Annotated in this window: 26 protein-coding genes; 17 read left to right on the forward strand and 9 right to left on the reverse strand. The window is 33.2% G+C overall.

The features are described 5' to 3' along the window. Nucleotides 1–51: 51 nt before the first annotated feature. A complete protein-coding gene (locus UMM65_RS15065; protein WP_321977730.1) occupies nucleotides 52–501 on the reverse strand; it encodes a DUF4870 domain-containing protein in 450 nt (149 codons plus the stop codon). Nucleotides 502–753: 252 nt separating this feature from the next. Between UMM65_RS15065 and UMM65_RS15070 the strand changes: the two genes are divergently transcribed. Together UMM65_RS15070 and coaD are read left to right on the forward strand one after the other, a co-directional pair. Further along, the gene (locus tag UMM65_RS15070) at nucleotides 754–1,215 is read left to right on the forward strand and encodes a DUF4442 domain-containing protein (RefSeq protein WP_321977731.1); all 462 of its coding nucleotides are present in this window, start codon (nucleotides 754–756) and stop codon (nucleotides 1,213–1,215) included. Between the two features lie 123 nt (nucleotides 1,216–1,338). After that, nucleotides 1,339–1,794: a pantetheine-phosphate adenylyltransferase gene (coaD, locus tag UMM65_RS15075; RefSeq protein ID WP_321977732.1), complete on the forward strand. Its 456-nt coding sequence runs from the start codon at nucleotides 1,339–1,341 to the stop codon at nucleotides 1,792–1,794. Between the two features lie 56 nt (nucleotides 1,795–1,850). Here coaD and ctlX read toward each other — a convergent pair whose 3' ends face one another. Next, the gene (ctlX, locus tag UMM65_RS15080) at nucleotides 1,851–2,789 is read right to left on the reverse strand and encodes a citrulline utilization hydrolase CtlX (RefSeq protein WP_321977734.1); all 939 of its coding nucleotides are present in this window, start codon (nucleotides 2,787–2,789) and stop codon (nucleotides 1,851–1,853) included. Between the two features lie 119 nt (nucleotides 2,790–2,908). Between ctlX and UMM65_RS15085 the strand changes: the two genes are divergently transcribed. The 12 genes from UMM65_RS15085 (at nucleotide 2,909) to UMM65_RS15140 (ending at nucleotide 13,860) form a co-directional block, all read left to right on the forward strand. Further along, the gene (locus UMM65_RS15085) at nucleotides 2,909–3,598 is read left to right on the forward strand and encodes a DUF4919 domain-containing protein (RefSeq protein WP_321977735.1); all 690 of its coding nucleotides are present in this window, start codon (nucleotides 2,909–2,911) and stop codon (nucleotides 3,596–3,598) included. Then, nucleotides 3,595–4,668: a glycoside hydrolase family 53 protein gene (locus UMM65_RS15090; RefSeq protein ID WP_321977736.1), complete on the forward strand. Its 1,074-nt coding sequence runs from the start codon at nucleotides 3,595–3,597 to the stop codon at nucleotides 4,666–4,668. The genes UMM65_RS15085 and UMM65_RS15090 overlap by 4 nt, the downstream gene beginning before the upstream one ends. Before the next feature lie 28 nt (nucleotides 4,669–4,696). Next, on the forward strand, nucleotides 4,697–5,413 hold the full coding sequence (locus UMM65_RS15095; protein ID WP_321977738.1) for a DUF4197 domain-containing protein: 717 nt from the start codon (nucleotides 4,697–4,699) through the stop codon (nucleotides 5,411–5,413). A gap of 158 nt (nucleotides 5,414–5,571) precedes the next feature. Next, nucleotides 5,572–7,182 carry a CTP synthase gene (locus UMM65_RS15100; protein ID WP_321977740.1) on the forward strand — a complete coding sequence of 537 codons (1,611 nt, stop codon included), beginning with the start codon at nucleotides 5,572–5,574 and terminating at the stop codon, nucleotides 7,180–7,182. A 78-nt stretch (nucleotides 7,183–7,260) separates the two neighbouring features. Continuing rightward, the gene (locus tag UMM65_RS15105; protein ID WP_321977741.1) at nucleotides 7,261–7,758 is read left to right on the forward strand and encodes a DUF6452 family protein; all 498 of its coding nucleotides are present in this window, start codon (nucleotides 7,261–7,263) and stop codon (nucleotides 7,756–7,758) included. Next, nucleotides 7,739–8,434: a DUF6048 family protein gene (locus tag UMM65_RS15110; RefSeq protein WP_321977743.1), complete on the forward strand. Its 696-nt coding sequence runs from the start codon at nucleotides 7,739–7,741 to the stop codon at nucleotides 8,432–8,434. The genes UMM65_RS15105 and UMM65_RS15110 overlap by 20 nt, the downstream gene beginning before the upstream one ends. Nucleotides 8,435–8,666: 232 nt before the next feature. Then, nucleotides 8,667–9,617, forward strand: coding sequence for an isopenicillin N synthase family dioxygenase (locus tag UMM65_RS15115; RefSeq protein ID WP_321977745.1), 951 nt, complete (start codon nucleotides 8,667–8,669; stop codon nucleotides 9,615–9,617). 22 nt (nucleotides 9,618–9,639) lie between these two features. After that, nucleotides 9,640–9,966, forward strand: a complete 327-nt coding sequence (locus UMM65_RS15120) for a translation initiation factor (RefSeq protein ID WP_321977746.1) — start codon at nucleotides 9,640–9,642, stop codon at nucleotides 9,964–9,966. A gap of 171 nt (nucleotides 9,967–10,137) precedes the next feature. Next, nucleotides 10,138–11,013, forward strand: a complete 876-nt coding sequence (locus tag UMM65_RS15125) for a nucleoside phosphorylase (RefSeq protein ID WP_321977747.1) — start codon at nucleotides 10,138–10,140, stop codon at nucleotides 11,011–11,013. Then, nucleotides 11,010–11,876, forward strand: coding sequence for a substrate-binding domain-containing protein (locus UMM65_RS15130; RefSeq protein WP_321977748.1), 867 nt, complete (start codon nucleotides 11,010–11,012; stop codon nucleotides 11,874–11,876). The genes UMM65_RS15125 and UMM65_RS15130 overlap by 4 nt, the downstream gene beginning before the upstream one ends. Before the next feature lie 375 nt (nucleotides 11,877–12,251). After that, on the forward strand, nucleotides 12,252–13,118 hold the full coding sequence (locus UMM65_RS15135) for a TolB family protein (protein ID WP_321977749.1): 867 nt from the start codon (nucleotides 12,252–12,254) through the stop codon (nucleotides 13,116–13,118). 106 nt (nucleotides 13,119–13,224) lie between these two features. Continuing rightward, nucleotides 13,225–13,860 carry a peptidylprolyl isomerase gene (locus UMM65_RS15140; protein WP_321977750.1) on the forward strand — a complete coding sequence of 212 codons (636 nt, stop codon included), beginning with the start codon at nucleotides 13,225–13,227 and terminating at the stop codon, nucleotides 13,858–13,860. A 241-nt stretch (nucleotides 13,861–14,101) separates the two neighbouring features. Here the strand turns inward: UMM65_RS15140 and guaB are convergent, their stop codons facing one another. The 5 genes from guaB to UMM65_RS15165 form a co-directional block, all read right to left on the reverse strand. Continuing rightward, on the reverse strand, nucleotides 14,102–15,574 hold the full coding sequence (gene guaB / locus UMM65_RS15145) for an IMP dehydrogenase (protein ID WP_321977751.1): 1,473 nt from the start codon (nucleotides 15,572–15,574) through the stop codon (nucleotides 14,102–14,104). Nucleotides 15,575–15,650: 76 nt separating this feature from the next. Continuing rightward, nucleotides 15,651–16,142 carry a hypothetical protein gene (locus tag UMM65_RS15150; RefSeq protein WP_321977753.1) on the reverse strand — a complete coding sequence of 164 codons (492 nt, stop codon included), beginning with the start codon at nucleotides 16,140–16,142 and terminating at the stop codon, nucleotides 15,651–15,653. Continuing rightward, nucleotides 16,142–16,678, reverse strand: coding sequence for an FMN-binding protein (locus tag UMM65_RS15155; RefSeq protein ID WP_321977755.1), 537 nt, complete (start codon nucleotides 16,676–16,678; stop codon nucleotides 16,142–16,144). Before UMM65_RS15155 ends, UMM65_RS15150 begins: the two co-directional genes overlap by 1 nt. A gap of 35 nt (nucleotides 16,679–16,713) precedes the next feature. Continuing rightward, nucleotides 16,714–17,883, reverse strand: coding sequence for a porin (locus UMM65_RS15160; protein WP_321977757.1), 1,170 nt, complete (start codon nucleotides 17,881–17,883; stop codon nucleotides 16,714–16,716). A 134-nt stretch (nucleotides 17,884–18,017) separates the two neighbouring features. Next, the gene (locus UMM65_RS15165) at nucleotides 18,018–18,683 is read right to left on the reverse strand and encodes a uracil-DNA glycosylase (protein WP_321977758.1); all 666 of its coding nucleotides are present in this window, start codon (nucleotides 18,681–18,683) and stop codon (nucleotides 18,018–18,020) included. Between the two features lie 77 nt (nucleotides 18,684–18,760). Here UMM65_RS15165 and UMM65_RS15170 point away from each other — a divergent pair, with 77 nt between their 5' ends. The 3 genes from UMM65_RS15170 (at nucleotide 18,761) to UMM65_RS15180 (ending at nucleotide 22,428) form a co-directional block, all read left to right on the forward strand. Further along, nucleotides 18,761–20,968, forward strand: coding sequence for an endonuclease MutS2 (locus UMM65_RS15170; RefSeq protein WP_321977759.1), 2,208 nt, complete (start codon nucleotides 18,761–18,763; stop codon nucleotides 20,966–20,968). Between the two features lie 81 nt (nucleotides 20,969–21,049). Further along, nucleotides 21,050–21,868: an OmpA family protein gene (locus UMM65_RS15175; protein WP_321977760.1), complete on the forward strand. Its 819-nt coding sequence runs from the start codon at nucleotides 21,050–21,052 to the stop codon at nucleotides 21,866–21,868. A gap of 23 nt (nucleotides 21,869–21,891) precedes the next feature. Then, complete coding sequence (locus UMM65_RS15180; protein WP_321977762.1) at nucleotides 21,892–22,428, forward strand: hypothetical protein; 537 nt, start codon at nucleotides 21,892–21,894, stop codon at nucleotides 22,426–22,428. 178 nt (nucleotides 22,429–22,606) lie between these two features. On the opposite strand, the gene UMM65_RS15185 is transcribed toward UMM65_RS15180, so the two are convergent. Beyond that, the gene (locus UMM65_RS15185) at nucleotides 22,607–22,834 is read right to left on the reverse strand and encodes a hypothetical protein (protein ID WP_321977764.1); all 228 of its coding nucleotides are present in this window, start codon (nucleotides 22,832–22,834) and stop codon (nucleotides 22,607–22,609) included. Nucleotides 22,835–22,935: 101 nt separating this feature from the next. Next, a complete protein-coding gene (gene wecB / locus UMM65_RS15190; RefSeq protein ID WP_321977766.1) occupies nucleotides 22,936–24,021 on the reverse strand; it encodes a non-hydrolyzing UDP-N-acetylglucosamine 2-epimerase in 1,086 nt (361 codons plus the stop codon). Nucleotides 24,022–24,077 lie beyond the last annotated feature (56 nt).

The following is a 24,077-nucleotide window of genomic DNA, read 5'->3' on the forward strand; positions in this document are numbered from 1 at the left end:
GAGCTTAGAAACTTCTTTTGATAATTCTCTTTAATTTAGAATTCTAGAATTTCAATCTTTTTTTACAAAATTTATTGTTAACGGATAATTATAAACTTCACCTCTATTTGCTTTTATGGCCGCTACAATTATTAAAATAAATCTTACAAAAGCAATTATAGCTATTAAGCTGCCTATACTTAAAATTCCAAAAAGGTTGTCAAAATCAAAATGAAAATTGAAATTATCCAACTGATCAAAATCATCAATATGCCTCAAATAATTAAAAAAAGAACCGAAGGCGAACGGAAACATTATCATTCCTAAAATAAATAGGTAAAGTGTATAACTTAGATTAAAGTTTACCGCTTCAATTCCATTTCTGTCCAAATAATCACTTCTATCTTTACTAATAGACCACATAATTACAGGACCGATAATACTACCGAAAGGAAAAACAAAGCTTAAAAAAGCTGATAAATGAATTAAGAATCCCGTATTTTTTTCGTTTTGAGTTAACATGTTCTTGACTTATATAATACTTTCTTATGCAAATATATGTACAAAAGATATTACTATGCAATACAAAGTACTGTATTTTAACATTTATTTAACATTTAAACATTGCTCGAAGTTAGCTAATATTTGAACTTTTTAAAATTTTACAATATTTAAATACTTAATTATCAGTATTTTATTAAATTAAAGGAGACTGCTAATATTCGAAAATAATTGGAACATATAATTTCACTATCTTGCATTAAAATTTAATAAATGTCAAAATTAACGGTCAAAAATTTAAACAAATTCTTGTTTTTTAAGCTTCCATCCGCATATATTTCGGGAGTGAGGGTTAAATCAATTACAGATAAAGAAGCCGTTGCTACTGTAAAACACAAATGGATAAATCAAAATCCATTCAAATCATTGTATTGGGCAACTCAAGGAATGGCATCAGAATTGGCAACAGGTATTTTGGTAATGAAACAAATTGACGAAAGTGGTAAGAAAATATCCATGCTAGTTACCAAACAAACTGGAACATTTACCAAAAAAGCCACGGGAAGAATAAACTTTATTTGCAAAGATGTTCACTTAATAAAAGAAGCAATTGAACAAACGATTTCTACCAAAGCAGGTCAAACATTAACAATGACTGCCGAAGGTTTTGACGAAAGCGGCGATTCTGTTTCCAAATTTGAATATGAGTGGAGCGTAAAGGTGAAATCCCAATAAATAAATTCTAAATCTCAAATATTAACTCTAATGCCAAAATATAACTCTAGAATTTGAATACTTAAAACATTGTAATTTGGATATTATTTGTAATTTGGAGCTTTAAATTTGATATTTAATTTTATGAAACGAGCATTATTTCCCGGATCTTTTGACCCATTAACTTTAGGACATTACGATATTATAAAACGTGGTGTTAAAGTTTTTGATGAAGTGGTGGTGGCTATTGGCATTAATGCGGAAAAAAAATATATGTTTTCATTAGAAAAACGTAAACAATTTATTGAAGATGCTTTTAAAGACTTTCCGAAAGTGAAAGTCGTTACCTATAAGGGTTTAACAGTAGATTTTTGTGCTGCAATAGATGCCAAATTTATTTTACGTGGTTTACGAAACCCCGCCGATTTTGAATTTGAAAAAGCCATTGCCCACACCAATAGAGATTTAGCTCCTGTAGAGACTGTTTTCTTGCTCACTTCAGCAAAAACGTCATATATCTCCTCCTCTATTGTTAGAGATGTTATTAGAAACAATGGAAATTATAAAATATTGGTTCCCGAAAGTGTTAGAGTAGATTAAAAAATAAGTTAGAATTTTATAAAAATCAATACCGATAGCTATTGGGACGTTAATTGTTATTCAATTTTCTTTGGCAAGAAGACCTCTGCCATCATACATCTAGCACTTCCACCGCCACAAGTTTCAATTGTGTCAATTGGGCTTGATAATATTTCGCAGTGTCTATTGATTTTATTTATTTGATCTTTTGTTAAAGATTTATGAGCAGCTTCGCTCATCACTAAATACCTATTTTCGTCTTTACCTTTAACTTGTAACATATTACCCGCAAAACTGGCAACTTGCTCTTCGGTTATTGCAATGACTTCCAAACCATCTTCTTTTAAATGTTTCAGTACGTTTTTTCTTTCTTTTTTATCATCAATACAGTCCAAACAAATAATGGCAAAAGTTTCAGCCAAGCACATCATAACATTAGTATGATAAATGGGCAATCGCTCTTCGTTAACTGACTGGTACGCTGTGAAAATTACCGGAGTATATTCAAAATCTTCGCAGAATTCAATAATCAACTGCTCATCTGCCCTAGGAGATAATGCACAATATGCTTTTCTGTGTTGCCTATCTAAAGCCAAACTTCCGGTACCTTCTAAAAAGATATTGTCTTCTTCGGCAGAAGTATAATCTACTATATTATTTATAATGTAACCTTCATTTTCAATGGTGTCAAAAATATCTTCCCTACGTTCAGGTCGCCTATTTTCGGCAAACATCGGATATATAGCAACATCACCATTTTCATGAAAAGAAACCCAATTATTTGGGAATATAGAATCTGGAGTATCTTGGTTTTCAATGTCTTGAACAACAATAATATGTAACCCGACAGCTCTTAATTTATTTACAAAAGTATCGAATTCTAGTTGGGCTTTTTTATTGATTTCACTGTTCTTGATGTCAAGATCTTCTTGAAAATAATTATTTACCGCAGTCTGTTCGTTCATCCTGAATTTTATGGGACGAACCATTAAAATGGTATTTGTAATTTGCTGCATTAACGTATTCTTATTTTAAAGCCCAAATCTAGTCTAAAATTCAATAATATTTTAAAATTTTCGTTATTCTCTTGAAAATATTGTAGATTCGTAATAAGTAGGAGTTATTTTAATATGTTATGAAAAAAATTTTGCCGTGTATTCTGTTGCTTTTTGTAACAGTGGGTTTTGCTCAAAATACAACTATTAAGAAACCCGATTACGATCTTATTAAAAAGAAAATAGTTCAAAAAGCCTCAAACCTTTATTATCCTAAGCTAGTTGAAAAGTTCAATAATGCCGATACTACAATGACCTTGGACGAGAAAAGGCATTTGTATTATGGTTTTATCCATCAAGAAAGTTATTCCCCTTACACTCGGTCAGACTATACCGACAGTTTAAGGATTACCTTAAAAAAGAAAAATTATGGTGCAAACGATCTAAAAAAAATCGTACAATATTCTGATTCTTTATTAAAGTACAATCCATTTAGTCTAAAAGCTATTAATTATAAGCTCTATGCCGAAAAACAAATGAAGGATTCTATAAGTCTTTTAAAAGATTATACAAAAATGAGAATTATTACCGATGCCATGCTTAGCTCTGGTGATGGTCTTTCTAAAGAAACCGCTTTTTTCGTTATAAGCCCAACGCACGAATATAGTTTGTTAAGCCTTTTAGGCTATGAATTTGGTGGAAAACAAAGTCTTATTGACCATTACGATTATTTAACCTTGGCGGAAAACGAAGATGGTATTGAAGGTCTGTATTTTGATGTAAGTGCAAGTCTAAACCATATGAACAACTTATTTCAAAAGAAGGAATGAAGCATATAATAATTATTTCTTTTTTATTTTTTCTTTCTTGTTCAAATAATTCCCCTAAAGAAATAATTGAACCTTCTGCAAAAGAATATATTAGTGCGGTTGACCTTTCGTCATTACCCGAAATTGAGAAAAAAAATATTGCTTTTTATAATAAGGAAGGTAAAGCAGAGGATATGGTTTCCATTCTTAAAAAAAATGGTGTAAATACCGTTAGATTAAGAATTTGGAATCGTCCTGAAACTGAAAATTCTGGTTTCAATGAAGTAAAATCTTTCTCAAAACAACTACAAAATTTAGGGTTAAAAGTTTGGCTTACCGTTCATTATTCTGATACTTGGGCCGATCCTGGTAAACAAGACCCACCAAAAGATTGGCAACAAATTCCCTTTACCGCTTTAAAGGATAGTGTTTACAATTATACCAAAAAAATAATGTCTGAAATAAAACCAGACATAATTCAAATCGGAAATGAAATAAATCCTGGTTTACTACTGCCCTACGGCGATATAAATTCCAATAAAAATCAATTTTTAGAAATTTTAAGTACTGGTGTTAAAGCGGTGAGAGATGACAATGAAAACACTAAAATCATGATCCACTTTGCAGGTATTAATAATGCTGATTGGTTTTTTGATCAAGTAAATACTATTGATTACGATTATATCGGATTATCTTATTATCCTATTTGGCACGGTAAGGATTTGACAGTGCTCAAAAACAAACTCTCACTGTTAAGTGAAAAACATCAAAAAGAAATATTAATTGCTGAAACTGCTTACCCTTTTACGTTAGATTGGAACGACTGGACCAACAATATTGTCGGTTTGGAAGAACAAATTTTACCACAATACCCCGCAACGCAACAAGGACAAAAAGATTTTATTACCAAAATAAAAGAATTGATTACTTTGACCGAAAAAGGTAAGGGTTTTTGTTATTGGGGCGGAGAACTCGTCGCTTTTAACGGAAAAGACGCTACAGATGGTTCGCCATGGGAAAATCAGGCAGTATTCGATTTTGACAATAAAGTTTTGCCGGTAATTTCAGCTTTCCAATTCAAAAATGAATAAGTTTGCACGAAATTCATTATAAAAAATTATGTCTAAACTTAATTATAAATCTATTTTTTTAGTTATTCTTATAACTTTTAATTCTTGTGCTGAATTAAACCAGGTTGTAAATCAACTACCAAATGGTACCTTAAGCAATGCCGATATTGCAACCGGTCTTAGACAAGCATTGGATAAAGGTATTGACCAACAGGTAAAAAAATTAACCATGGAAGATGGTTTTTATAAAAACGATTTGGTTAAAATAGGGTTACCAGATGAACTCCAAAAAGTTGACCAAGCTTTACGAGATATCGGTCTAACCAAATTAGCCGAAGAAGGCATAAAAATCCTCAATAGGGCAGCAGAAGATGCTGTTAGCGAGGCCACACCAATTTTTGTAGATGCAGTAAAGGGAATTACGTTTACCGATGCCAAAAACATTTTATTGGGTGATGATACCGCTGCTACTGAATTTTTAAAATCTGGAACTTCCGATGCTTTATATACTAAATTTGAACCGGTTATAAAAAACTCTTTTGCTAAAGTCGGAGCAGATCAAATTTGGGCCAACCTTATTAACAAATATAATGCTATTCCTTTTGTAAAAAAGGTAAATCCCGATTTAACCGATTATGTCACTACAGAAGCTTTGCAGGGTGTTTATACTATGATTGCAGTAGAAGAAAAAGAAATCAGGACCAAAGTATCTTCGCGAACTACAGATGTATTGAAAAGGGTTTTTGCTTTGCAAGATGGGAGGTAAAGGTTTTTCTGTTCCGTGTTCAAAGTTCCAAGTTTAAGGTTTAAGACCCATGTTCTAGGCTCTATGTTCTAGGCTCTATTTTCTTTTTCTATTTTCCTTTCAAAAAAACATTTGCCATTACATTAAGAGTTTGTACTTTTGACCAAACCAAATAGTACATGAAGAATACCAAATATATTTTCGTAACCGGAGGCGTAACTTCATCCCTTGGCAAAGGTATAATTGCCGCATCTTTAGCCAAATTATTACAAGTTCGGGGCTACTCGGTAACCATTCAGAAATTAGATCCCTATATTAATATTGATCCTGGCACACTAAATCCCTATGAACATGGGGAATGTTATGTAACCAATGATGGTGCAGAAACCGATTTAGATTTAGGGCATTACGAAAGGTTTTTGAACATTCCAACTTCACAAGCCAATAACGTTACTACAGGTAGAATTTACCAATCGGTTATCGATAAAGAGCGTAGAGGCGACTTTTTAGGAAAAACGGTTCAGGTAATTCCACACATCACTGATGAAATTAAAAGAAGAATCCGTCTTTTAGGAAATACTGGAGATTATGACATCATCCTTACCGAAATTGGTGGTACCGTTGGTGATATTGAGTCTTTACCTTACGTTGAGGCTGTTCGTCAATTAGAATGGGAATTAGGGAGGGAAAATGCGGTTGTTATCCATTTAACATTAGTCCCCTATTTGGCGGCGGCGGGTGAATTAAAAACTAAACCCACACAACATTCGGTAAAAATGTTAATGCAGAGTGGTGTAAATCCCGACGTTTTGGTATGTAGAACAGAGCATCCTATTGGTGATGATATTAAAAGAAAATTAGCCCTTTTTTGTAACGTACAGCAAGAAGATGTAATTGAATCTATCGACGTAAATACTATCTATGATGTACCAAATTTAATGTACGACGAAGGTTTGGACGAAGTAGTACTTAAAAAATTGAAATTACCCACGGATCCAAAACCGAATTTGGAACAATGGAACGATTTTTTACGCAAACATAAAAATCCTAAACATACCGTAGAAATTGGCTTGGTTGGTAAATATGTTGAGCTGCAAGATGCTTATAAATCAATATCAGAAGCTTTTATCCATGCGGGTTCTTCGCAAGAAATTAATGTGAACTTACATTGGATCCACTCCGAAAGTCTTACCACAGAAAATGCAGCTAAAAAATTAAAAGGGTTAGATGGTATTTTGGTAGCACCGGGCTTTGGGCTTAGAGGTGTAGAAGGTAAAATAAAAGCAATACAATATATTAGAGAAAATAATATACCTTTTTTAGGTATTTGTTTAGGTATGCAAATGGCGGTTATTGAGTTTGCCAGAAATGTATTAGGATTGGAAAACGCGAATTCTACCGAAATGGATAAAAAAACTCCCCATCCGGTTATTAATTTAATGGAAGAGCAGAAAAATATTTCCAATATGGGCGGGACCATGCGTTTAGGAGCATGGGATTGTAAATTAGAAAAAGGCACTAAAGTTTATGAAGCCTATCAAACTGAAATGATAAGTGAACGACACAGACATCGTTACGAATTTAACAATGATTATTTGGAGAAAGCCACTAAAGCTGGTATGGTAATTTCTGGAATTAACCCCAAAACAAATTTGGTTGAGACCATAGAAATACCAAAACATCCTTATTTTGTGGGTGTACAATACCATCCAGAATATAAAAGTACTGTGCTAAATCCGCACCCGCTATTTGTGGCATTTATTAAAGCATGTTTAAAAACTAAGCAATAATGGGTATTTAACTATTCATGGTGATATCCAATCTATATAAATAAGTCAAATAGATAAGGTTAGTTAAAATTTATTTAAATGAGAAAAGTCAAACCATTTCTACTCGTATTTTTGACCACAATTTTTGTGATGTCAAGTTGCGAACGTGATGAAATTTGTATTGACCCTATTACGCCAAAGTTAATAATTGCTTTTTATGATTTTGAGGATGATGAATCTTCAAAATCAGTAAATAATTTGGCCATTGAAATAATAAATGTGGACATTACGAACAAAAGTTTAGATACCGTTGGTACTGATTCCATTGGCATTCCTTTAAATATTTATGCATTGCAAACTACAATTGTACTCACTTCTGATAGTAAAAATAGTGACCTGATAAATCAAGACACAATACAAGTAAATTATGAGACCGAAAATATATTTGTAGGTAGGTCTTGTGGGTATAAGTCTATTTTTAAAAACGTAAGCATTAATAGAGATTTTAATGATAGCGAAAGATGGATAAAAAGTTTGGTTGTGGAACAGTCCGAAATTGAAAATGAAACCAAAGCACATGTTACGATATTACATTAACATATTATTTTTATTCTGTTTTGCTTATGCTTTTACACAAGGTATCGGTTCAGACCAAAAAGACACTATTTATTTGAATAAATATGGTTTACGGGTCGGTTTAGATTTATACAATCCAATTCATACAGCATTCGATAATACAAGAAAAGGATTAGAAATTGTTGGTGATTACCGTATTACCAAAAAATATTTTGCTGCAGCCGAATTGGGTTATATGGAAAATACAACCGACGAAGATTTTATCAATTTTACTACCAACGGCTCCTATATTAAATTAGGCGTTGACTATAATGCCTATGAAAATTGGCTGGATATGGAGAACATGATCTATGTTGGGTTTCGTTACGGATTCAGTACTTTTAGTCAAACTTTAAACACATTTACCATAAATAACGATGTCTTTTATGACGATTTAAGAACTGTTGAAAACGGACAAAAATTCGATGGCCTAAATGCCCATTGGGGAGAAATAATATTGGGCGTAAAAGCAGAGCTTTTCAATAATTTATATTTAGGGTTTAGCTTTAGCGGTAAAAAAGTAATCAGCTCAAAACAACCAGATAATTTTAAAAATTTATTTGTTCCTGGTTTTAACAGGGTCTTTTTAAATAATTCGGGTTTCGGTTTCAATTACACACTTTCTTATTTAATTCCGCTGTATAAAAAGGCGAAATAAGCCCCACCCGTAATTGCCAAATGGCAATTGCGACCTCCCCAAAGCCCGCCTGCCGGACGGGCAGGGAGAGGCATCTATGATAATATCCATATTAAAAACTCTAGTTTTTTTTTAGAATACAGCATCAAATTCTTTTCCTGATAGCGATGGCGATTGCGTGAAACTTTAAAAGTATAATTTATAAAACCAAGTTAAATAATTTCTTTAAATTTACTTCTCTAAAAAACACATCATGCAAAATATTCCAAGTGTAGATTTATCCGATTTCTTATCGGATGATCCTAAAAGAAAACAAAAATTCGTCAAAGAAATTGGTAAAGCTTATGAAGATATTGGTTTTGTTGCTTTAAAAGGGCATTTTTTAAGCGATAATTTGGTTGATAATTTATATAATGAAATTAAGAAGTTTTTTGCATTGCCTACCGAAACCAAGCGAAAATATGAAATAGAAGGCATTGGTGGGCAACGTGGTTATGTTTCGTTTGGTAAAGAAAGTGCAAAAGGAAAAAAAGAGGGCGATTTAAAAGAATTTTGGCATTTTGGTCAATATGTAGAAGATAACCCCAAATTAAAAGAGGAATATCCTGATAATGTTACCGTTACCGAATTACCCGAATTCAATAAAGTGGGTAAAGAAACCTACAAAATGCTCGAAAAAACTGGGGTTTTTGTTTTACGGGCTTTGGCTCTATTTTTAGATTTAGATGAGTATTATTTTGACAATTATGTAAAAAATGGAAATAGCATATTAAGGCCTATTCATTACCCACCAATTACCAGCGAACCAAAAAATGCTGTCAGGGCTGCAGCACACGGTGATATAAATTTAATAACGTTGTTAATGGGAGCCCAAGGCAAAGGTTTACAAGTGCAAAACCATAAGGGGGATTGGTTAGATGCCATTGCCCAACCTGATGAATTGGTAATAAATGTTGGTGATATGTTGTCGCGTCATTCAAATAATAGATTAAAATCCACCATCCATAGAGTGGTAAATCCACCTAGGGAAAAATGGGGCACTTCACGTTATTCAATTCCGTTTTTTATGCACCCCATTAGTGAAATGCCTTTAAATTGCCTAGAAAATTGTATTGATGAAGAACATCCCAAATTATATGGAGGTATTACCGCAGGTGACTTTTTAAACGAACGTTTGATTGAGTTAGGATTGATAAAAAAATAATCTAAAATCTTATATCTAGAAGATGGATTTACAGGATCAGTTAAAAAATTTATTCCCAGATCATAAACCCGAAAAGGAAGAAAATCCAAAAGAGAAAAGCGATATTTGGTTGCAAGACGATCCTATTATCTGCAAATATGAAAAACGCAAAGGCAAACCCATTACTATTTTAGAAGGTTACACTGGAGCATCTTCCGATTTTAAAAAGCTCGCTAAGGAAATTAAAACAAAACTTAGCGTTGGTGGCAGTTATAAAGATGATAAAATTATTATTCAAGGTGACTTTAGAGATAAAATCATGGAAATGTTAAAGGACAAGGGCTTTGCGGTTAAACGTGTAGGAGGGTAAAGCCCCTCCCTAACCCTCCCCTCAAAGGAGGAAACTCATAAATCCTTCAATTTTTTAACAGAAAAACCACAACTATTGAAATGAGTAGGTTTTTGTTTGATCTTTTGGAGCAAAATATTACTAACAAATACGAACTAGAGAAAATAATCAGCGAAGCTAAACAGAAAAACTATGCAACCCATCCTCCCTTCTGAACTTATTTTAAATAAAGATGGTAGCATATATCACCTAAACTTAAAACCCGAAAATATTGCTGATACCATTATTTTTGTTGGCGATCAAGATAGGGTTGCAACTGTTGCTAAACATTTCGATAACATTCTTTTTCAAACTCAAAAAAGGGAATTTAAAACGGTAACGGGTATATATAAAGGTAAAAAGCTTTCCGTAATTTCAACAGGCATTGGCCCTGACAATATTGATATTGTACTAAATGAACTTGACGCATTGGTAAATATTAATTTAGATACAAAAACTGTAAAATTAGAACATACAGAGCTTTCCATCGTACGTATCGGTACTTCTGGCTCTTTGCAAAATAATATTCCAGTAAATAGCTTTGTATTATCATCTTATGGCTTAGGTATGGATGGCACTTTACGTGCTTATGATTGTGAGCGTATTTTAGAAAAAGAAATTGAAGATGCTTTTATAAAACACACGGATTGGAGCATCAAAAAAGCAAGACCTTATGCGGTTAAAGCAAGTTCAATTTTAGAACAAAAAATTTCTGATAGTGAAATATTTAAGGGAATTACTGCAACGGCTAATGGTTTCTATGGACCACAAGGTAGGGTTTTACGCTTAGCGTTACAAGACCCTGTTTTAAACTCTAAAATTGATAGCTTTAACTATAAAGGTGAAAAAATTACCAATCTAGAAATGGAGACTTCAGCAATTTATGGTTTAGCAAAATTATTGGGTCATGAAGCCCTATCAATGAACGCTATTATTGCCAACAGAGCAAGTGGTACTTTTAGTGAAAATCCACAACAAGTAATTGAAAAATTAATTACCTATACCCTAAATAAGTTAGTAAAATCATGAACAAAATAACCATTGGAGGTGTGCCAGAACACTTTAATTTACCTTGGCATTTCGCCATAGAAAACAATAAGTTTAAAGATAAGAATGTTGACCTGCAATGGAAAGAATTTCCTGGTGGTACCGGTGCCATGTGTTCCGCATTACGCGATGGTAGTATTGATGCTGCCGTTATTTTAACCGAAGGTATTATTAAAGATATAATAGCTGGCAACCCAAGTAAAATTGTTAAAGTATATGTTGATTCTGCATTGTTGTGGGGAATTCATGTGGCAAAAAGTTCAGAATTTAATTCAGTTTCGGAACTTGAAAATGCAAAAATTGCCATTAGTAGATATGGCTCAGGATCTCAACTTATGGCAAAAGTAAATGCAGTGGAACAAGGTTTTGATATTGAACAATTAGAATATGTGCTAGTTAAAAATTTGCAAGGTGGAGTTAATGCCTTAACTAATGGAACTGCTGATTATTTTATGTGGGAACACTTTATGACCAAACCTTATGTTGACAATGGTACTTTTAGAAGAATTGATAATATTGAAACCCCATGGCCTTGTTTTGTAATAGCTGTTCGAAACGAGGTTTTAAAGAATCAGAATGAAGCCATTAGGACTATCATTGAGGTAATTAACAATCAATTGAAATATTTTGAAAACCCATTGGAAAACGAACAATTAATTCAGATGTTCTCCAAGCGTTATCAATTGAAATTAGAGGATGTAAAAACATGGTTATCTTTAACAAAATGGAACAATGAAAAAAACATTTCTGAAAAGTTAATTAATAGTATTCAAAATAAATTGACTGATTATGACGTTATTAGAGAAACAGTACCTGCAAAGGTATTGACCCAAAAGTTGTTTTAACTAGATTATAGCAACATAAAAATGCAATCAACCAACCAATCTTTAGACCGTTTTAATGGAAACATTAAAGCGGTTTTTTGTGTTATAACAATTTAGCATCATAATGTGGCATTAAAATTAAATTGACATAAAATGTACAACAGCAAAATTTAACAGTAAAATTTACGTTCTATTTTGGCAGAGTTATTGTTACTTTGGGTAATAGTATCTAAAATATTGTTAAAAACTGATTTAAAATAACAATTTCGAAATAGTAAATCAATTTAAATAATATCTATATTTGTTGCAACCCTATCTCAAAACTAAACAACTTATTTAAAGAATTAATCATTTATTACTTTAAAAAAAGTAATAAAGTTGATAATAATTTTATATATGAAAATAAAAATACTTTGTTTACTACTTACGATGGCTACTTACGGTTTTGGTCAAACCGATACAGACATCTATTTATTTGATTTTATTCATGGAGATAGTATCATTGTAATTGACAATCCTATAAATATTTCTAACAATAAAGGTTACGATAATCAACCTTCATTTTTAAATGATGGTTCTGGCGTACTATACTCCTCAACCCGTAACGAGCAAACCGATATTGCACTCTACGATATTAAAAATAATGTAAATGTATGGCTGACAGAAACCGAAGCTAGTGAATATTCTCCTATTCAAACGCCTGATAAAAAGTATTTTACAGCCATTAGGTTAGAGGAAGATGGCAATCAACTTTTGTGGAAATACAAATTTAACGGTAAAAAGCAAGAAGTACTCATTGAAAATTTACCTGTTGGCTACCATGTTTGGATATCTAAAAAAATGCTGGCCTCTTTCGTAATAGGAGACCCTTCTTCATTAGAAGTTTCTAACTTAAAATACAAAATCAAATATCCTATTGATAAAAATATAGGTAGATCTATATTAAAAATACCTAATACAGAGTTATTAAGTATTATTAGCTTAGAACATGAGGATCCTGAAATCTATTCCATTGACCCTATAACAAGCGAAAAAGTATACTTAGCCGATCCTTTGGAAGATGCCCAAGATTTAGCTTGGACACCAGATGGCACCATGATTATGGGCAAAGACGATAAATTGTATAAATTAAAACCCGGAGTTGATAAAACTTGGGTCGAATTTGCCTCATTGTCCGCTTATGGATTAAACGGTATAACCAGAATAGCTATTAGCCCGTTTGGTAATAAATTGGCTGTTGTTGTTAATGAAACTACTGAATAAACATTACTACTACACTAAATCATTAATTATTAAGAGATTTTTGATAAGTTTGTATATAAACTTTACTAAAAGTTGCATGGAGACTTTTAAAATATAAATTTAGTAGATGAAACCCTTTTTTTATACAATTTTAATATTCTTGATTCTTGTTTCTAGTGCTTGTGGAAAAAAAATAATTAAAGAAAAATGGCTCAAAAAAGAAGCCCCAGCAGTCTTCAAAGCTAGGTTTGAGACTACAAAAGGTAATTTTGATATTGAAGCACACCGAGAATGGTCTCCCAAAGCTGTTGATAGATTATACCAATTAATTTCTACTGATTTTTATACTCATATTGCATTGTACAGGGTAGTTCCTAATTTTGTTGCTCAATTCGGTATCCATGATAACTCTGATCTGAACAAAGCATGGAACAGCTATAAAATACCTGACGAGCCTGTTAAAAAGAGCAATGCAGAAGGTACAATTGCGTTTGCCAGAGGTGGACCAAAATCTAGGAGCACACAGTTATTTATCAACCTAAAAAACAATGCAAGGCTTGATTCTATATTTTATAGTGATGTAACCGGGTTTCCGGTAATTGCTAAGGTTACCGATGGAATGGATGTGGTTAAAACATTTTATGATGATTATGGAGAAAACCCTGGAAGAAAGCAAGATTCTATTCAAAAATATGGCAATTCGTATTTAAAATCTACTTTCCCAAAGTTAGATTATATAAAAAAAGCGTATATTGTCAAATAATTATTATACTTAGAATAACCCCTTTTAACAATTATATTGAAAGTTTAGGCACGTTATAAAAGAACATTCCGCAGCTAAGAAAATTGAAAAATTTTCATAAAACTACGGAATGGGAATTAAATGCAATAAAATAACGTGCCTTCTTTAATAAAAGTATAATTTACATCAAAAGGTTTTGTTATTTATTGCTTTTTTATACTAAAATTCCCATTTTTTAAATTATTGAGGATAAATATACTGATTATCGTCTAGAATAATTTGGAGACTCCTTGGTAATCATTACATCGTGCGGATGACTTTCATTAATACCAGAAGCCGTAATTTTTACGAATTTTCCGGTAGTTTTTAAGGTTTCAATATCTTTTGCACCACAATAACCCATACCTGCCCGTAAACCTCCAATAAATTGATGGATACTCTCAAACAAATCACCTTTGTAAGGTACGCGGCCTACAATGCCTTCCGGAACCAGTTTTTTAATATCATCTTCAACATCTTGAAAATATCGATCTTTACTTCCTTGTCTCATGGCTTCTACAGAACCCATTCCTCTGTAAGATTTGAATTTTCTACCTTCGTAAATAATCGTCTCTCCTGGCGACTCTTTTGTACCTGCCAATAATGAGCCCAGCATAACGGTGTCAGCACCAGCTGCAATAGCTTTGGGAATATCTCCCGTATAACGGATTCCTCCATCTGCAATTACTGGCACTCCACTCCCCTTAATAGCCTCGGCAACATCCAGCACCGCCGAAAATTGAGGAAACCCGACCCCGGCTACCACTCTTGTAGTACAGATTGAGCCTGGCCCAATGCCTACTTTAACGGCATCAGCACCAGCCTCCACTAAATATTTAGCGGCTTCTGCCGTGGCTATATTCCCAACTATAATGTCTATTTCCTTAAATTTTTTCTTAATTTCTTTTAGCACAGTAACTACGCCTTTAGTATGGCCATGTGCAGTATCTATAACTATGGCATCTACCCCAGCATTTATCAACGCCTCTGCTCTATCCACCGCATCCGGTGTTACACCAATGGCTGCCGCTACTCTTAATCGCCCAAAGTTGTCTTTATTGGCAATTGGTTTTTGCGTTACTTTTGTAATATCCCTAAATGTAATTAAGCCTTCTAGTTTATCGTCTTTTACTATTAAAAGTTTTTCGATTTTATGCTTTTGTAGGATTTTTTCGGCATCTTTTAATGAAGTGCCGACGGGAGCGGTGATTAAGTTCTCAGAAGTCATAACTTCTGTGATAGGTCTATTGCTTTGATGCTCAAAACGCAAATCCCTGTTGGTAACAATCCCTTTGAGCAACCCTTTATCGTCCACAATAGGAATTCCACCAATGCTGTGCTCTTTCATACTATTTTTTGCATCGGCCACGGTTGCGGTTAGCGGTAGGGTAACTGGGTCTATTATCATTCCGCTTTCAGCACGTTTTACTTTTCGCACCTTTGTAGCTTGTTGCTCGATAGACATGTTTTTATGAAGCACCCCAATACCTCCTTCACGAGCCATAGCTATGGCCATAGCCGATTCTGTTACGGTATCCATAGCGGCGGATACAATAGGAATGTTAATGGTGATATTTCTGGTAAATTTTGTCTGGATGTTAACTTCGCGTGGTAAGACTTCCGAAAAGGCAGGGACTAATAGTACGTCGTCATAGGTTAAACCTTCGCCTACAATCTTTGAATTTTGAGTATTCATGTGCAATCTAATTACGTAATAATTAATTGCACGCGAATTTACGATTTTTATTTAGATTGATTTTAGTATTATAAGATTAATTCTGTTTCCGAACCAATTGAGAAAAAATTATAAGGACGGAAACCGTAAAAGATAATGTCATTAATGTTCCTGAAAACATAACCACATATTTCATCCACAACATTTCTTTCCACAGTAAATACAATCCGCCAAAGGTAAACAGCACCGAAAAAAATGGCTCGATCATTAAAAATAATTTTATCTTTTTTGACAACTTTGTAATGGATAGAATGAGTCCCAACAAAAAGAATATCAATGACATAGACAAAATATGGCTATGGACGATAGATAACATTTCTTTTGGCGATTTTTTGAATTTCATTACTTCGGCATCCTCTACATCTTCATTGCCTAAATAATTTTCTTCTATACCATTTGGTTGTACGGTTGAAGTTTCATTTACAAATAACAACCCAGTATAAAAACCAACACTCAATACGATCAAAAACGCACCAATTAATAATTTTAGCTCTATGGGAAAGGTTAGTATAAGTCCGTTGATCTTCATTATAAACAATTGTTTTTTTGAAGAATATCAACCGTTTTGAGCAGATTGTTAATGGCAACCGTCATTGATTTTGCAGAGATAGTAGCTCCTGAAATTGCTATTATATCTTTTTCATATTTAAGTTGTTCTGAACTATTTTTACCTTCAAACTGCTTTAGCCAACGTTTACTGCTAATTTCACCACCATATTCTTCACGGTAAATTAATACTTTTGATTTTTTTAAAATCAGCTCTTTATCAAAAAGCACCAAATAATCGAACTGATCGGTTTTACTTGGTGCTTTATCAATAAACGCATATCCGATTACAGTGTCGCTTTTAATGATTTTATATAGATTGTTTTTGGTGATTTTAGTAACCGATTTTGCATTTACCTCCTTGGAAACCTCAATGGCTCCCAATGTGTATTCTTCTATATCAAATGCAGATCGTATTTCTTTATCTACTTTTTTTTGAATATTCTTGGGCAATTGTAGTGCATTGACCGTGATAGAAGCAAGGCACAAAAGAAGAAATACTCTACTACAAAAAATCATTCTGTTACTATTTTATTGCGTTCAAAATTAATGTATTAAAACCAAACACCAATCCCAAAATTTAATCTGTCCTTTATTGTATCTCCAGACAAGGCATTGTCTCTGAATTGATAATCGCCTTTAACAACAACCCCAGGGGCTATATGATAGCTTAAACCTGTGGTAATATCTGTTCTGTTATAAGCATCATTTATAGCTAAATTTCCAGCCACATCGGCGTGTGTATTGTAATTTTCGTATCTCGCAAAAGCTACCAGTTTCTGTTTGTTATGCTGTGGCAATAAATTATATGCCCCTTCTACATACCAACCTTGTAAAGCACTACCTAAATCTTTTCCTGTAGTATTATTGTAAGCTTCTGTATCCGATAACGAGGCGTAGATAAATTGACCTCTTGCAGAAAAACGTTGATAGGTATAACGTGCATCAACACCCAACATACTTATTCCTATAGTTGATCCATCTAGAGATTCTAACCCGTCATCAGTCTGGGTTTTACCAAAATAACCCGATAGGCCCAAACGCAATCCGGGCAAACCATAATAATCAATTTTTGAGGCAAACGTTGGGCTGCTCATTGTTGATTGTGCTCCTTTTTGACGACCACTTCGTAAGCCGTTAGAACCATTTAAAATTCCACTTATTCCACCTTCACCACTGTCGTTAGTCGATTTAAACCCGTTAAAAACATAAGCTTGATAGCCCAAATTCAAATTTGGTAAACGTCCGTTTACACCAATTCCAATCTCACGCCAAGTAGTAGGTACAATCACATTGTCAACAGCTGGTCTTTCGGTACCGTTAAATGTAGTTGGTTCATGATATTCGTTTACTATACCCATTGGCACCAACATTAATCCACCACGAATATTAAAATTATCCGCCACGTTATAATTTACAAAAGCTTGTTCAACATAAACTTCTTTTACATGTTCAAACTCTATTTCAGTAACAAATTGGACTTTATCGCTAAATTTATACCCTAATAACAAAACCAAACGTTGAACATCCAGTTCGCCATTATCTCCCTCTGGCTGATTATAAGTTATTTCTCCATAACCACCGACGATTACTCCATTATTAACATTTGTAGATATTAAGCGTTGTGCCGCATTTATTTGTTGCGGAACGGTATCTTGCTGTGCGTTCAAATTTGTTAAATTTATGACTATTAACAAACCGCAAAGTAGGTTGATTTTTTTCATTGTTCTTATTTAGACTTATTATAAATAATATATTAAGCCGCAAATATAAAACGGAAATTGAAAAGAAAAAACCTTATTTAGAATTATTTTAAATAATATTTTTAAATGATTGATTTTCAGAGAAAAAAATTAAGCTACCAGTTAATAGGTTGCAATCCTTTACCCTGTAAAAAAGTATTGGTCTTACTAAAGTGCTTGTTACCAAACCAGTACCCACGATTAGCACTTAACGGAGAAGGGTGCCCACTGGTTAAAATCAAATGTTTTTTGTTATCTATTAACTTTACCTTTTTCTTGGCATAACCGCCCCACAACAAAAAAACCACATTATTTTTATGCTTTGAGATTTGTGAGATAACGGCATCCGTAAAGTTTTCCCAACCTTTATTTTGGTGTGATGCTGCTTGATGAGCTCTAACCGTTAACGTAGCATTTAATAATAAAACACCTTGTTTTGCCCAGCGTTCTAAATTTCCATGCAACGGAATTGGCTTGCTCAGATCAGTTTCAATTTCTTTAAAAATATTAATCAAAGAAGGTGGAAGGGCAATATTTTCTTTAACCGAAAAGCACAGACCATTGGCCTGCCCTACTCCATGATAAGGGTCTTGTCCTATAATTACAACTTTTAAATCTTCAAAGGAACAGTATTCAAAAGCTGCAAAAATATCAGCACCCTTAGGGTAGCAAGTATATTTTTTATATTCATTTTTTACGAAAGCAGCTAAATCCTTAAAATAATCTGCGTTAAACTCCTTTTCTAAAATAGGTTTCCAGCTTTCAGCAATTTTAACGTTCATGAGTCTAGTTTTCGATTAATTCCCTGTAATAGGAGAAACTATTTTTTAGTTACTTTTGTTTGACCAAAAATACAATTTTGAGTAGTAAAATCACAAATAAAACATTGAAAGATTTAGAGTTTGACATCGTGTTGAACCGCATTGCCAACTACTGCCATTCTAGTTTGGGCAAAAAAGCCGTTTTAGAGATTGAACCTATTCGGAACAAACAAAATTTAGTTGACCAATTACATCAAACAAATGAATATTTAGCCTCATTTATTAGCGATAATCGCATACCCAATCATCAATTTGATGAAATTACAAAAGAAATTCATTTGTTAGGTATCGAAAATAGTTTTTTAGAGGCCCAAGCTTTTCAAAAAGTGGCAGCGGTTTCTGAAACTACAATTGAATTGCTAATATATTTTAAAAAATTTGCCGAGTATTTTCCTGCTCTTTTTAAAGCCTCTCAAAATATTGAACACACAAAAGTCATTCACGAAAGTATCCATAAAATTATCAATCGCTTTGGAGAGGTTTCAGATAATGCTAGTACTGAGTTAAAAGCAATCCGTAAAGAAATGAATTCTGTTAGGGGCGAAATTGGCAATAGTTTTACCAAAGCCCTTAACCACTATGCTGCCAATGATTATTTAGACGACATCAAAGAATCTGTTATTGACAATCAGCGGGTTTTGGCGGTACTTTCTATGCACAGAAAAAAGGTAAAGGGCTCTTTATTAGGAAATTCAAAAACCGGAAGCATAGTTTATATTGCACCGGAAGCTACTTTAAAATTAAGTAGAAAATTGCAAGATTTAATTTATGAAGAGCAACAAGAAGTGGTTCGGATTTTAAAAATGTTAACTGATCAGATTAGTCCTTACAAAAATCTTCTAGAACAGTTTCAACTTTATCTTACGCATCTAGATTTGGTGTTGGCCAAAACTAAATATGCTCAAAAAATTAACGGATTGCTTCCTAAAATATCTAATGAGAAAAAAGTGTTGTTGCGTGATGCTTATCATCCCATATTATTGGAATCCAATACTAAGAAGAAGATTGATACTGTTCCTCAAACCTTAGAACTTAATCAAAATCAGCAAATTATAGTTATCTCTGGTCCAAATGCCGGTGGAAAAAGTATTACTTTAAAAACCATTGGGTTACTACAGGTTATGATACAATCTGCAATATTGATTCCCGTCCATGAACGCAGTGAGGTATATTTTTTTGACACTATTTTAACTGATATAGGCGACAACCAATCCATTGAAAACCAATTAAGCACTTACAGCTATCGTTTAAAAAATATGCGTAACTTTTTACGAAAATGTGATGAGAACACCTTATTTTTAATTGACGAGTTTGGTACTGGCAGTGACCCCGAATTAGGTGGAGCATTAGCCGAAATTTTTTTAGAAGAATTTTACAATAAAAATGCCTATGGCGTAATAACCACGCATTACTCAAATTTAAAGGTGTTGGCAAACGAATTGGAGAATGTAACCAATGCCAATATGCAATTTGATGAGAGAACCTTAGAGCCTCTATTTAAATTATTTATCGGTCAGGCCGGAAGTTCATTTACATTTGAAGTTGCACAAAAAAATGGCATTCCGTTCAGTTTGATAAACAGAGCAAAAAAGAAAGTAGAACGTGGTAAAATCCGATTAGACAAAACAATTTCTAAACTTCAAAAAGAGCGAAATAAATTGCAGAGAACCTCTGATAATTTAGAAAAAGAACAAGACAAAGCAAAAGCACATACCGATAATCTTTCTGAAAAGGAATTAAAAATTCAAGAAAAATTGGAAAGTTTTCAAGAGTTATATGATAACAACCAAAAAATGTTATCAATTGGCAGAAAGATAAATGAAATGTCCAATACCTATTTTCAATCCAATAACAAAAAGAAACTGTTATCCGATTTTATGAAATGGATATTAATCGAAAAAAATAAATATGCTACATTACATGAACCTCAGAAAAAAACCAAAGTTCAAAAGAAAAAAGAAATTGAAGTAAAAAAAACGACCGAAAGAAAGTTGAAAGAAGTAAATAAAGAGGTTTTAATTGAAGTAAAAAAAATTAGGGAGAAAAAAAATACACTTAAAAAACAAGTTGAAAAGACAAAAGCCGACTACACTTTCAAAGTAAACGACAGGGTACGGTTACCAGATGGAAAATCGGTTGGCACTATTGATAAAATTGAAAAAAATATAGCGACCATTAATTATGGATTATTTACCACAAAAGTCAACACCAATCAATTAGAATTGGTTGAAGCAGCAAAAAAATAATGCTATAGTGTTCAAAATTATACTTTTATAGAATTTTTGCTTACTTTTAACAAAACTAAATATTAACTAAAACTACAAAACATGAAGAAATTTTTAGCATTAATGCTATTTCTTTTGTTCATTATTTTAGCATGGTTTAGCTGGAAATGGTATAAAGACACCATACTCTGTTGCGACAACGCCGTGCAAGTTGAAACAAAAGAAGATATAGCACCAGCAGCCGCTGAGGTCAAGTATGGCCCATTAGTGTATGATTGGAATTCTGCCAAACCAATTACCAACGACCTTTGGCCAGATAAAAAGAACGAAATCCAATCAGCGGATGCCGAAGGTAAATTATTAAGGATTGTTGGCCCTTATTACAAAGACGAAGTTAACAACACTTCCTTTGAAAATATTGGATTGGCCAGGGCCGATGCGGTAAGGCAAATTTTATCCGATTCAATTGCCATGGACAGAATGGAAATTGACAGTAAATTGATAGGTGATTCAGAAGCGGCTAAAACTGCACCTTTTGGCGGTACTATTTTAGAATGGAAAGTCAGAAATGAAAACATTCAAGAAATAGACAACAAAACCTTGATTTATTTTCCTTACAACTCTGCAAAAAAATTGGAGAACGACAACATTAACACTTATCTGAAAGAAGTGGCAGAAAATCTTAAGGGGAATGAAAAAACCATAACTTTAACAGGTCATACCGATAATAAAGGTAGACCCGGCTATAACATGAGGTTAGGTTTAATAAGAGCTAAGGAAATTAAGAAAATTTTGGTAGAGTTAGGAGTGGAGGGCAACCGGATTTCAGTTGGAACAGAAGGCGAAAACAATCCAATAGCCTCAAACGATACGGAAGAGGGTATGCAGAAAAACCGTAGGGTAGAATTAGAAATAAAATAAATCAACAACTAAAAAATAAAATTATGTTAGCATTACAAATAAATACAACAGCTTGCGATGGTTCAGATATGTTTTGGCCATGGTTTTTATGGTTATTAGGAGCCTTTATACTTGGTTTGCTATTAGGATGGTTATTAAAACAACTTTTTGGAGGTGATAATGACACAACCGATTATTCCTCTAAAATTAAAGGTCTAGAGGCTGAATTGGCCGCATGTCGCAAAGAAAAAAGTGTTTTAGCGGCTAGTGCAGCAGCTACAACTGCTTCTTTGGCAGCTACTGTAGTTCCTAGCAAAGCCGATGATTCGATTAAAGATGATTTAACGAAAGTAGAAGGTATTGGTCCAAAAATAAAAGGTTTGTTAAATGACGATGGTATATGGAGCTTCGTTCAATTATCAAAAGCGGAAGTTAGTAGATTACAAAAGATTTTAGACAACGCCGGCCCTCGCTATAGAGTTCACAATCCTAAAACTTGGCCTGCTCAAGCTAAAATGGCCGCTGAAGGTAAATGGAAAGAACTTGCTAAGTGGCAAGATGAATTGAAAGGAGGGTTATAAAGTCTAACTTTTAAAAATTATAAAAAGGCTATCTAAAAAGTAAAATTTTCGTCAATCTGAACCTGTCTGCCGACAGGCAGGCTTGTTTCAGATTCTAACAAAAATTTATAATAGGAAGTTGAGATTCTGAAATAAATTCAGAATGACGTACCTAAAAACTTTTTAGACAGCCTTTTTTTTAGTCTTGATATCGCTCCATTTCTCTATCATAAAAAACAGAAGCCTGCTCAATTAAATCATTTATTTCGTTAGTAAGTTCTTCCTGGTTTTCTCCAGTAACATCTTCTAACCATTCAATTTCATCATTTACTAAATTGATAATAAATTGAGGGTAATCGGTATGCACAATAAAAATATCATCGGGAAAATCTGTGTTATCTCCAAGTAAAAATTTAGGTAATTGCATGAGCGTAAGTTTAAGCGTTTATAAGTTCAGCCCCATTGTCCTGCGGACATTTCCCCTCAGGGGGAAAATATCGGAACTCATTTTAATATTTTTTTTAACAGCTAACTCTGAACTATTTTCAAAATCTCGATATACATAGTTTCTCCAACATTTTCTCCATATAAATTTTTAGAAAAATCAGATTTTTTGGATGAAAACTCCTCATAAACTGCTATAATTTTTTGGGTATTGCTCCCAACAATTTGAGCAAATCCATTTTCAACCAACTCGGTCCATTCAGTTTCTTCTCTGGCAATAATACAATGTTTTTTGTTAAAATAGGCCTCTTTTTGCAAACCTCCGCTATCGGTTATTACCATTTGACAATTTTTTAGTAAAGCTAGCATATCAAAATAGCCAACAGGATCTATGGTAGTGATATTATAAGATAAATTATACTTTTTTAAAATATTTTTTGTTCTAGGGTGTAATGGCAAAACTACCTTTTTATGCTTATTTATTTTTTCCAGTCCCTCAAAAATAGATTTTAGTTTTTCAATATTATCCGTGTTTTCTTGACGATGAATTGTTGCCAATACAAAATCATCCTCTTGCAAGGATAACCTGTTAATTATATTTGATGTTTCTTCTAATTTTTTACCGTAAAATTCAACTGCATCTTTCATTATATCTCCTGAATTCACGATCCGAATATTTAAATTTGAAAAACCTTCTTTATTCAAATTGTCAACAGCGGTTTGAGTTGGGCATAATAGCAGATCGGATATTCTATCGGTCAAAATCCGGTTAATCTCTTCGGGCATATTCATATTAAAAGAACGCAAACCTGCTTCAATGTGCACCACTTTAATACCTAATTTTTTTGCTGCTAATGCTCCAGCAATAGTAGAATTAGTATCTCCATAAACCACAATTAAAGAGGGTTTTTCATCTAATAAAACTTTTTCTATCTTCTCTAACATTTGACCCGTCATGGCTCCATGTCCCAAGCCATTTATGTCTAGGTTATATTTAGGCATCGGAATGTCCATTTCTTCAAAGAACACCGCACTCATATTAGTATCAAAGTGTTGACCTGTATGTACAATTATTTCTTCTATTTCTTGATGCGATGTTATTACCCTGCTTAGTACCGCTGCTTTCACAAACTGGGGTCTTGCTCCTAATATGGTTATTATTTTTTTCATGTGTTTAAAATTTTTAACTACCAGCAAATAAGCTATTTAAAAATTTAAGAACCCAT

The organism is Aureibaculum koreense, from assembly GCF_034296135.1.
Lineage (GTDB): Bacteria > Bacteroidota > Bacteroidia > Flavobacteriales > Flavobacteriaceae > Aureibaculum.